This is a genomic window from Flavobacterium pectinovorum, from assembly GCF_006438875.1.
GTDB classification, from domain to species: domain Bacteria; phylum Bacteroidota; class Bacteroidia; order Flavobacteriales; family Flavobacteriaceae; genus Flavobacterium; species Flavobacterium pectinovorum_A.
Genome location: NZ_RCZH01000036.1, coordinates 1 through 10,896, shown reverse-complemented (window position 1 = coordinate 10,896; position 10,896 = coordinate 1). Strand labels below are relative to the sequence as shown.

Sequence of the window (10,896 nt, the reverse complement as noted above, 5' to 3'; positions counted from 1 at the left end):
GAGGTATTTACAACAATCATAACAATAAACACATTGCGATGACCAAACTGGCACATTGGTACAAGAATGTAGAAGATTCAGGGTTTAAAAATTTTAATATCCTTTTAAATACTATAACGGTTAATTACCAATCAATCTTAAACTATTTTGGCAATAGAAGTACTAATGCTTCTGCAGAATCATTCAATGCTAAAGTAAAAGCGTTTAGAAGTCAATTTAGAGGAGTGCGTAAAGTAGATTTCTTCTTGTTCAGATTATCTAATCTTTTTGCCTAATCCCCAACTTTTGCACCTGATCCCTTATATTACTTGTATGGTTCAAATCAAAAGTGTCCTAAATCAAAAAAGCCATCCACAAAAGTGGAAAGCTTTTCATTGGTCTAACTACTAAACCAGCTACGAGTTACAAAGTCGTAGCAAAACAACACAACTAATCTTAGATACCGTATTTGGGCAAAAAAGCCTTTCCGTTAAGAAAGGCTTTTCCCAATATTGCGGTCTGGACGGGACTCGAACCCGCGACCCCATGCGTGACAGGCATGTATTCTAACCAACTGAACTACCAAACCTCTGCGTTATTGCGGTTGCAAAGATAGTACAGAATTTCATTTCTGCAAGTGTTTTGCTAAAAAAAATTAAATATATTTTTAAATTATTAGCCAAAGTTTTGTTTTTCAACTAAATATGTAGTCAATATTTTTTCAAAATTATCGCCCACATTCACCGGAACGTACTTAATTTGGTTCTTTGCACAAGTCAAAGACAGTTTTTTAAAGTACTCCTCTGCCCTTTTTTCATATTCTACTTTTACATTATCAGCAAAAATAGATACTTCTTCGCCAGATTCCAGGTCAATAAACTTTCTCGGTGTGTTATCAAAATCAAATTTAAGCTCTGTTTTGTCATCTACAACATGAAATAAAACTACTTTGTGTTTATTGTGTTTAAGATGTTGCAAGGCATTAAACAGCTTTTCATCATCTTCTGACTGAAACATATCCGTAAAGATAATAATCATCGAACGACGGTGCATTTTCTCTGCAATTTGATGTAAATACGTAATCGTGTCGGTAGTTTTCTTAACTTTTGGCTGCTCTAATAATTGCTCCAGTTTATTAAGCAACATTCTATGATGACGATCGCTTCCTTTTTCAGGAGCATAATATTCGTAACTGTCCGAGAAAACACTTAAACCTACAGCATCACGCTGTTTCTTTAAGATATTCATCAAAACTGCCGATGCTAAAACCGCAAAGCCAATCTTCTTTTCATAAAAAGGCTGGCCAGATTTTAGTTCCGGATAATGCATCGAAGACGAATTATCGACAATAAGATGGCAACGCAAATTGGTTTCTTCCTCGTATCTTTTAGTGTACAAACGATCTGTTTTGGCAAATAACTTCCAATCGATATGTTTGGTGCTTTCTCCCGCATTATAAACTTTATGCTCCGCAAATTCAGCCGAAAATCCATGAAACGGACTCTTATGCATTCCGGATATAAAACCTTCTACAACTTGATTTGCCAGCATTTCGAGATGCTGAAAACTTGAAACTTTCTCTATTTCTGATTCGATTTTCATTCGGTTTCTTTTTTAATATTTTGTGCGCGGTACAAACCATCTGTCGCCTGAAGCAACTTTCGTTTTAATATCGGACTAAAATTAGGGTTTTCTTTTAAGAATCGATGTACTTCATCAAAAGCATCTTTCGACGAATATTTTCCAACAGTATTACTGAGCCAATCTTTTGGAAAGAAAATATCTCCCGTACGCTGAATTTCATCCACCAAATCTAACGAAAATCTAATATACTTTTGTGCACTTTCCTGACGCAAAGGATGATGAAAATTAGCCAATCCCACAGAAACCCATGATTCTTTCTCGCGGTTTTTATCGTCTTTTAGAGATTCCATAAAAGCATTACGAACAGATTCATCTTTTGACAATGAAGGAAGTAGAAACTCAAATCGCTTTTGTTTGTCCGGATTTGTGATTGTTGTTCTTGTTTTCTCGAGAATTTCATCGGCTTTTTCATGTTTGAAGATTGCCAAATTCATTGCGATATTGGTGTAGTCGTCTTCGTTTAATTTCAAATTCGGAATCTCGATTTCCTTATTCCAAATCTGATATAATTTGGCTTTAGCCGAATCTGAATAAGCAATTGAACTAAATAAATTGAATAATGTCTTTTTGATATTACTTGACAAATTAGCCTGTAAACGTTCGTACAAAATATCTTCAAGCTCTTTTTGCGCTTTGTTTTGTTGTTTTCCGGTCAGGAATTTCCAAAACACATTGCTGGTTTGATTCGTAATTATTTTCAGAACTAATTCATTTTCTTCTTTCTGAATTCCTTTTATAAAACAATCAAAAGTTTTACTCGGAGAAACATTTCCAATCAACATATTCTCATAAAGATTGCTGTAACTTGAAGCTCTTGCAACCTCATCTTTCAATGTTGAAATATAATTAAAATTATTCCCGTCAAGCGGAAAAACGCCATATCCAAAGCCATTATAATTGTAAATGATATTTAAAGGCTTCTCAAGTCCAATTGCTTCTTTTAGGGAAAGGTTTTTATCTTTAATATTGACATCGACAATCTTAACATTATCAGCATAAATCAAACCAATCTGAAAAATCTGAGGCCAGATATTATCTGATTTATCTTCTGCTTTTTGTTGAATCACAAAATCCGAAATTCGGTTTTGGGCATCATATTTTATTTCATCTGTAAAAATGGCCCTTCCGGATTTATTCACCCAAACTTCGCTCCATTTTTGCATATCAAGCGGCGTTTCGGCATCGAGAATTTCTACCAGATTATTCCAATCGGCATTGTCGTTGGCGTATTTTTTAATGTATTTTTCAATTCCTTTCTGGAAAGCTTCTTTTCCCATTGTAGCTTCCAATTGACGCATCATTATTGGCGCTTTATTGTAAATTATTGCTCCATAAAGTGATCCGGCATCTTTCAAATTGGCTAAATTCTGTTTTATCGGATGTGTGCCCAGCGAGCGATCTTCTGCGTAAGCATTTGCATAATGTGCAGAAAAAAACTGTAAATTATGATTGATTTTTGGGAAAATCGGATTCATGATTTTATCTGCCATAAAATTGGCAAACACTTCTTTCATCCACACATCATCAAACCATTTCATAGTGACCAAATCGCCAAACCACATATGCGAAGTTTCATGAGCGATGAGTTTTGCGCGATCCAGTTTCTCACTGTCTGTAGCACTATTATCTAAAAACAAAGTCGATTCCCGATACTGAATCGCGCCAACATGTTCCATTCCACCATATTGAAAAACCGGAATCGAAGCAAAATCCAATTTCTGAAACGGAAATTTATAATTGGTATATTTTTCTAAAAAGTCTAATGATTGTTGGTGCAGCTTAAAGATTGTATCTGTGCTGATTTTTATCTTTTCAGGTTCATTTTCACGATACAACATTGTCATTTCTCGATTACCTGGTTTCTGCGTTACAGTTTTGAATTTTCCGGCAACGAACGAAAATAAATACGTGCTCATTTTATCTGATTCTCCAAAAGTATATGTTGTAAAATCACCTTTTTCTACTTTCTCTTTTACATCGGCACCAGCCAAAACTGACCAATCTTTAGGAACCATTAAACTCAATTTATAAGTCGCTTTAATATCAGGCTGATCAAAACAAGGAAACAACGTACTGGCACGATCTGGAACCAATAAAGTATATAAAAAATCATCGTTACGATTTAAAGATAAATTTCCTGCTATAAACGAAATCGCAACAATATTTTTTCCTAAAGACAAATCTTTAGCAGCAATAACAATATGTCCTTTTTCATGAACAATAGCAATGCTTTTTCTATTAACCTGAATTGATTTTATATTTGAAGTTTTCTCTTTAAAATCTAAATACAAAGATTCGGTCAAATCTAATATTGTCAGGTTCAAAGTCAAATCCGAATTGATTTTCTCTTGTTTTTGATACGGAATTTCAAAACTAAGTCCATAAGTTACATCAGAGATTTGATGTTTTCGAAAACGCGCCATTTGTTCTGAAACGCCATTCTCTAAAACAAGATTTTCTTTTTGTTTCGATTGAGAAAAACCAATTGCGGTAAATGCAAGAACACAAAGAAAGCTGTAGAAAATTTTCATTTTTAAGGGAATATTAGATTCGTAAAAATAAAAAAAGTTTGCCACGAATTTCACGAATTAGCACGAATTATAATTTTCGTTTGAAATGCAGAAAATCAATTTTAAAGAATTTCGATCTGACAGGTATTCTGGTAAATGCAAAACAAAAAAATTCGTGAAATCCAATTTAAAGTTAAAATGATTCGTGCTAATTCGTGAAATTCGTGGCAAAAAAACTTTTAAAATTAAGCAATAAAAAAGGCTTGACTTTCGCCAAACCTTCTTTATATAAATCATAATCTTACGATTACAACAAAGCGTCTAAACTATCTGCGTAAGTTTGTTTCGGAGCAACTCCTACTTGTTTACCTACTACTTCACCGTTATGAAAAACCAAAACGGTTGGTATGTTACGCACACCATATTTTGCAGCGAATTCCTGGTTTGCGTCTACATCGACTTTACCAACAACTACTTTACCTGCGTATTCTTCGCTGATTTGGTCAATGATTGGACCAACCATTCTACAAGGACCGCACCATGCTGCCCAAAAATCTACCATTACTGGTTTATCTGATTTCAAAACTACTTCGTCAAAAGTAGCATCTGTTATTGCTAATGCCATAATTTCTTATCTTTTTAAAATTATCGTCTGAATTGTTACCCATCAAACTAGAGTACAAATTTAAAAATTAAATACAAATGAAACACCATAACCAAATTAGTTTTCATTATAAATGTATTGTCAATAATTATATTAACACGAAAAGTTTTAATTATAAGTTTTAACTTACAACCTGCTGAAGGTCATCTTTTTAAAAAAACGTCAGTTTTTTACCTTATCTTTAATGATCCCGTAAATCCATTCGAAATGAGAGAAATTTTACTTCATATAAAAACCCTTTTACAATCGGTTCGTTTTAAGAAATATGCCAAACGTTTCGGCTTTTTTGTATTGGGACTTATTGCTATATTACTTCTTGCCTGCGGTGGATTATCGATTTATTTCAATCAAAACAAAACCGAAATTATAGCCAAGGTTAATTCCAAAATCAACGAAAACATAAATGGTAAATTTCATATTGGTGATTTTCATTATAAGTTCCTGACTGGTTTTCCCAACTTTACTTTGGCCTTAAAAGATGTCGAAATCAAAGACAATCAATGGCAAACACACAAACGCACTTTACTAAACGCAAAAGAAATTGAAGTCCGACTGAACGTTTGGAGTTTATTGCAAAACGAAATCAACATTCATAAAATCCTGATTAACGAAGCCAATATTTATGTTTATAAAGCCGAAAATGGCTATTCGAACGCCAACATCTTTAAACCAAAAAAGAAAAAAGATCCGAAAGATAAATCTGAAACCGAAACGACCGTTGATCAAATCGAACTTAGCGATGTACACTTTATTCTGGACAATCGTTTGGGACATAAATTGTTTGACTTTGATGTCGCCGATTTAACTTCGAAAGTAGATTATGACGGCGATGATTGGCAAACCGATGTTTTTTTGGACACACAAATAGCCAGTTTAGCTTTTAATACCGTACACGGAAGTTTTGCAAAACAAAAACAACTCAAAGGTACTTTTTCGGTTTCTTATGATTCAGAAAAACAAAAAATTGATGTTGTAACCAAAGGTCTCAAAATAGGAACAGACGGCTTTGACATCACCGCTTACTTTAATTTAGCCAAAGGAAATGGTCTTTTCGGAATCAATATTGGGACTACTATTTTATGGCAAAATGCTTCCAATTTATTATCGGCAAACATTAGTTCTAAGCTTAACCGATTTGATTTGAAAAAAGAAATTGATGTTAATTGCGACATCAAAGGTGATTTTAATGCCGCAGGAGATCCCAGAATTGTAGTGCAAGCCGTAATCAAAAACAACGAACTCAGCATTCCTGACGGATTAATTACTGATTGTAGTTTTAAAGGTATTTTTACCAATAATTTCAAACCAAAAGAAGGTTTTAATGATGCCAATTCGGCCGTTATTTTAAATCATTTTGCAGGAAATTATGAAAACATTCCGCTGAAAATTCCGCAATTATCGATTAATAATCTCGAGAAACCACTGGCAACAGGTTATGTAAGTTCAGATTTTGATGTTACAAAACTCAACGAAGTAAGCAACGACAAATGGATTCAGTTTACGGAAGGTCACGCCAAAGCAAACCTGAAATTTCAGTTTGATATTGTCGATTTATACATCCAGAAACCTCGTTTTATAGGCAATGTAAATGTCGAAAATGTGTCATTTCATTTTATTCCCAAAAACATTCACGCCGAGAAAATAAGCGTCCAGCTCGACTTTACCGAAAAGGCATTGTTAATTAAAAAAATCGCCTACAAACACAATAAAAACATCATTTATATTGAAGGCAAAATCGATAACTTCCTCAATTTATACTACGATGCACCCGAAAAAATGGTCGTAAACTGGGATATTTATTGTCCGAATATCGATTTGAAACAATTTCTGGGCGTTTTAACCAGTTCTCAGAAAAGGAAAGAAGCACCAAAAAACAAAACAATGTCTAATCAATTGCGTACCGCTATCGAAAAATGCGTAGTAGACATCAACATCAAAGCCGACAAAATATATTACAATAAACTGACCGCAACCAATACAAAAGCCGAAATCCAGATGATTGATTCCAGGCTTATTATCAAAAACGGTTCACTGCAAACCTCCGGCGGAAGCATCAATTTTAGTACTACCGTATCGCCAAATGGCAAAAACTTCAATCTTATCTCAAATGCGCAGGTAAACAGAGTTGATATTGCGAGTTTTTTAAGATCGTTCAACAACTTCGGAATCAAATCTTTTAGCCCAAACAACATTCGGGGCAAGCTCACCAGCAAAGCAAATGTTACGGGTTTAATCAATAGCAAAGGCGAATTGATCACCAATTCTATGCACGGAAAACTTGATTTTAATGTCAATCAGGGCGCATTGCTCAACTTTGAACCTATTGTAAAAATTGGCAAATTTGCCTTTCCGTTTCGCGACGTCAAGAACATTACTTTCAGCGATTTATCGGGCAACCTCAATATGCGCGGCGAACAAATCGACGTCAACGATTTTACCATCAGTTCCAGCGTTCTCAACCTCGATGCCGAAGGCATTTATTCCTTCGGACGAGGCACCAATCTCGCCCTCACCATCCCACTCCGAAACTCTAAAAACGACGCCAAACTAGCCTCCAAAGCCGAGCGCGACGCCGTTCGTGACCGCGGAATTGTCCTGCATTTGATTGCGCTCGATGATGAAGGAAAAATGAAAATTAAATGGGGAAAGAAAGGGAAGTAGAATCTAGGATTTATCATAAAATAGGTTAAAACCACTACAGAATCACCCAATCTTGTCATCTGACGAAGGAGAGATCACACTAGAAACTCGTCAAAGATTTGTCTCTCTGAGCGAAGTCGAAGAGTTTTTTCTTGGAATTTAATTTTAAGGAGCTATTTCCTGCTGTCCACTATATCTTTTGTGGTGAACCCCACCACAAAAGGATACCGTTCCCATCAGGGCTAGAGGCAGACATTTTCATAAGAACTTTTAGAAATATTAATTAACGCCAGTCAGAAATGATTGGCGTTTTTTTTATGGAAAAAATTCAAGACACGGTTAATATCACGTTGAAAACTAAAAATTAATGAGGTCAATTGTACGCGGGTCAATTGTACGCACGAAACTACTTTTATAAACTATGAATATCAAAGAAAAATTCGGATTCAAAGTCAAAGAACTTCGAGAACAAAAAGAATACTCAATCGAGTATTTAGCCAATATTTCCAACGTTGACAGAAACTACATTTCAGATATTGAAAAAGGTCAACGAAATGTTTCAATAGAAATAATAGAAAAAATAATTACTGCTCTTGATACTGACTTTGGAGCTTTTTTTAACGATAACAATTTTAAGAAATGAATATGAAAGAGCAGATCTCAATCGAAGAATTCGATGGAAAAAAATTTAAAATTAGAACAGTCGAAGAAGACGATAACAAAAAAGCTGTTGTAACTCATTATCTACATAATTATCATAATGGAGTAAAAAAGCATTATGAAGAAGAAGCAATAAAATATTTAAAAGAAATTGTTGAATATAAAAATGAGGAAGAAAACCTAAACCTTGTTTCAGATTCTGCAATACAGCAATTATTATTTGAAGTTGAGAATGTTCCTTTCCCGACACCTGAAAATTATACTTTTAAATTTATTGATCTATTTGCAGGAATTGGAGGATTTAGATTAGCTCTTCAAAATTTAGGAGGAAAATGCGTTTTTACATCTGAATGGGATATCAATGCAAAAAAAACATATAGAGCAAATTTTGGCGAAATTCCTTTTGGAGATATAACAAAAGATCGAACTAAGAACTACATCCCACAAGAATTTGATCTTTTATGTGCAGGATTTCCATGTCAAGCTTTTTCAATTGCTGGGAAAAGAGGTGGTTTTGAAGATACAAGAGGAACATTGTTTTTTGATGTTGCTGAAATTATTAAAACCCGCAAACCAAAAGCAATTTTTTTAGAAAATGTAAAAGGATTAAAAAGTCATGATAAAGGAAAAACTTTAGAAACGATTTTAAATGTACTTAGAAATGATTTAGGATATTACGTTCCTGAACCCGAAATTATGAATGCCAAAGAATTTGGTGTTCCTCAAAACAGGGAGCGTATTTATATTGTTGGATTTAGAAAAGACTTAAATATTGATTCTTTTAAATATCCTGAACCTTTTGAAGAAAAAGTAACATTCAAAAGTGTAAAAGAAAAGAAAGTTGTTCCAACAAAATATTATTTATCAACTCAATATCTACAAACTCTAAAAAACCATAAAGAAAGACACGCCAATAAAGGAAATGGATTTGGATATTCAATTATCAAAGATGATGAAATTTCAAATTCAATCTTAGTTGGAGGAATGGGGCGCGAAAGAAATTTAGTACTTGATAATCGAATAAAAGATTTTACCCCAACAACTCATATAAAAGGAGAAGTAAATCGTGAAGGAATTAGAAAAATGACTCCTCGCGAATGGGCGAGATTACAAGGATTTCCTGACAATTTTATAATTCCTGTTGCAGATGCTTCAGCTTACAAACAATTTGGAAATTCTGTTGCAGTTCCTGCAATTCAAGCAACTGCTGAAAAAATAATTGATTTGATAAAAGACAAATTATGATTACGGGAAATAAGGGTGAATGGAGTGAATTATACGTTTTAACAAAACTACTAGCCGAGGGGAAATTATTTCAGTCAGATATAAACCTAGACAAAGATGAAAATGAATACTATGAAATAATAAAAGTATATAAAGAAGAATCTGCTTCCACATTAGAATTTGAAAGAAATGATGAGATTTCTATATATCGCGTGGTAAATAATGAAAGAAGCTTTGTTAAAAATTTAAGTATTGATTATTTTTCTGAAAAATCTCCTGATCTTTTAAATGGAATACTAAATGGAAAAGGCAAACATTTTAAAATTGATGAGATAAATGATTTTATAAATGAAATAGAAATTCAAAAACTTACTGCTTTATCAACAAGTAAGTCAGATATAAAACTAAGAATTTACGATCATCGATTGGCTAAAGAAACCGATTTAGGATTTAGTATAAAATCATTATTAGGCGAAGACTCAACCCTATTTAATACTGGCATAGGCAATAACTTTATTTTTGAAATTGAAGGTGATTTAAAAACATCTTTAGAGGAATTCAACTCAGAAACCTATAAGCCTGCTGGCGGAATATCAAAAATAACAGCTCGATTAAGAAAAATCATTGATCTTGGAACTACAATTAAATTTAAAGGCATTCAATCTAAACAACTTTGGCGTAATTTAAAAATGATAGATGGTGATTTACCCGAAGTACTTGCACATGCATTACTTCATAGGTGGATCAATAGAACTTCTTCATTATTAAAAACAGTTGAAACACTAGAGGAAAACGATCCTATGGACTTTTATAACGGAGAAAAGTCAATCCAAAAACTTTATGAATATAAGCTCAAAAGATTTTTAGCCGAATGCGCAATGGGAATGACATCTGAAACTCCATGGCTCGGAATTTATGATGCAACAGGCGGTGTAATTATTCCTAAAAGGGACGGCAATATTGTATGTTTTCACATTTATGATTTTAATTTATTTAGAGAATATCTAATAAACAATACTATTTTCGAACAACCATCAACAGGAGAAGACGAAGATAATCCTGGTAATATAAACACAGAAAGCAAGAAAAAATATTATTACGGCTGGCTATATGAAGAAGAGGAAAAATTATATTTCAAAATAAATTTACAAATAAGATTTAAATAAAAGACAATCTTCAGAAGAAGAGGAAACATTATTTAAAATATGTAATTAATTCAAGTTGCTAGTTTAGAGGTAATAAAAAAACAAAGCACAGGTTCAGTAAATTTGTTTTGCGAACCAATAAACCTTACCCATGCTTTGTAAAGACAAAATTATATCAATTTTTTGTTTAATAGACGATATTTTACAAGGAATTAACCATCCGGAAGATGTAAGAAGACATGTAAGTGACAGCGAAATTATCCTGACAGCAATTGTTTCTTCGACAAGTTTTTATGGCAATCACTGCTCAGCCATTAAGTTTATGAAAGAATATGGATTTATTCCAAAGATGCTTGATAAGAGTAGGTTCAACAGACGTTTACATAAAGTTGGCAGACTTCTATATGAATTATTTGAGATCATAAGTTCC

At 33.4% G+C, this 10,896-nt stretch carries 8 protein-coding genes, 1 tRNA gene and 1 pseudogene; 6 read left to right on the top strand and 4 right to left on the bottom strand.

The features are described from left to right. The coding region (locus EAH81_RS27120; RefSeq protein ID WP_241676537.1) for a transposase at positions 1-275 on the top strand (275 nt) is incomplete at its 5' end. Between the two features lie 219 nt (positions 276-494). Here the strand turns inward: EAH81_RS27120 and EAH81_RS27115 are convergent. The 4 genes from EAH81_RS27115 to trxA form a co-directional block, all read right to left on the bottom strand. Beyond that, positions 495-568, bottom strand: a tRNA-Asp gene (locus EAH81_RS27115). Positions 569-654: 86 nt separating this feature from the next. Further along, the gene (locus tag EAH81_RS27110) at positions 655-1,581 is read right to left on the bottom strand and encodes a DUF58 domain-containing protein (protein WP_140512102.1); all 927 of its coding nucleotides are present in this window, start codon (positions 1,579-1,581) and stop codon (positions 655-657) included. Next, the gene (locus EAH81_RS27105; RefSeq protein WP_140512101.1) at positions 1,578-4,154 is read right to left on the bottom strand and encodes a M1 family aminopeptidase; all 2,577 of its coding nucleotides are present in this window, start codon (positions 4,152-4,154) and stop codon (positions 1,578-1,580) included. Before EAH81_RS27105 ends, EAH81_RS27110 begins: the two co-directional genes overlap by 4 nt. Before the next feature lie 286 nt (positions 4,155-4,440). Continuing rightward, complete coding sequence (trxA, locus tag EAH81_RS27100; RefSeq protein ID WP_041516662.1) at positions 4,441-4,758, bottom strand: thioredoxin; 318 nt, start codon at positions 4,756-4,758, stop codon at positions 4,441-4,443. A 246-nt stretch (positions 4,759-5,004) separates the two neighbouring features. On the opposite strand from trxA, the gene EAH81_RS27095 reads away from it, so the two are divergent. The 5 genes and pseudogenes from EAH81_RS27095 to EAH81_RS27075 form a co-directional block, all read left to right on the top strand. Continuing rightward, positions 5,005-7,458 (top strand): AsmA-like C-terminal region-containing protein, encoded by a 2,454-nt coding sequence (locus EAH81_RS27095; RefSeq protein WP_140512100.1) that lies wholly within the window; start codon positions 5,005-5,007, stop codon positions 7,456-7,458. Positions 7,459-7,858: 400 nt separating this feature from the next. Next, positions 7,859-8,080: a helix-turn-helix domain-containing protein gene (locus EAH81_RS27090; protein ID WP_140512099.1), complete on the top strand. Its 222-nt coding sequence runs from the start codon at positions 7,859-7,861 to the stop codon at positions 8,078-8,080. 2 nt (positions 8,081-8,082) lie between these two features. Next, positions 8,083-9,342, top strand: a complete 1,260-nt coding sequence (locus EAH81_RS27085; protein WP_317130515.1) for a DNA cytosine methyltransferase — start codon at positions 8,083-8,085, stop codon at positions 9,340-9,342. Then, on the top strand, positions 9,339-10,487 hold the full coding sequence (locus EAH81_RS27080; protein ID WP_140512097.1) for an HpaII family restriction endonuclease: 1,149 nt from the start codon (positions 9,339-9,341) through the stop codon (positions 10,485-10,487). Before EAH81_RS27085 ends, EAH81_RS27080 begins: the two co-directional genes overlap by 4 nt. Before the next feature lie 130 nt (positions 10,488-10,617). Beyond that, positions 10,618-10,896 (top strand): annotated as a pseudogene (locus tag EAH81_RS27075) (IS982 family transposase); the annotation flags it as partial.

Excerpts from the sequence above, each read along its gene's own strand:
- EAH81_RS27105 (WP_140512101.1), bottom strand. The coding sequence starts at position 4,154 with ATGAAAATTTTCTACAGCTTTCTTTGTGTTCTTGCATTTACCGCAATT.
- EAH81_RS27095 (WP_140512100.1), top strand. The coding sequence starts at position 5,005 with ATGAGAGAAATTTTACTTCATATAAAAACCCTTTTACAATCGGTTCGT.
- EAH81_RS27085 (WP_317130515.1), top strand. The coding sequence starts at position 8,083 with ATGAAAGAGCAGATCTCAATCGAAGAATTCGATGGAAAAAAATTTAAA.
- EAH81_RS27090 (WP_140512099.1), top strand. The coding sequence starts at position 7,859 with ATGAATATCAAAGAAAAATTCGGATTCAAAGTCAAAGAACTTCGAGAA.
- EAH81_RS27080 (WP_140512097.1), top strand. The coding sequence starts at position 9,339 with ATGATTACGGGAAATAAGGGTGAATGGAGTGAATTATACGTTTTAACA.
- EAH81_RS27110 (WP_140512102.1), bottom strand. The coding sequence starts at position 1,581 with ATGAAAATCGAATCAGAAATAGAGAAAGTTTCAAGTTTTCAGCATCTC.
- trxA (WP_041516662.1), bottom strand. The coding sequence starts at position 4,758 with ATGGCATTAGCAATAACAGATGCTACTTTTGACGAAGTAGTTTTGAAA.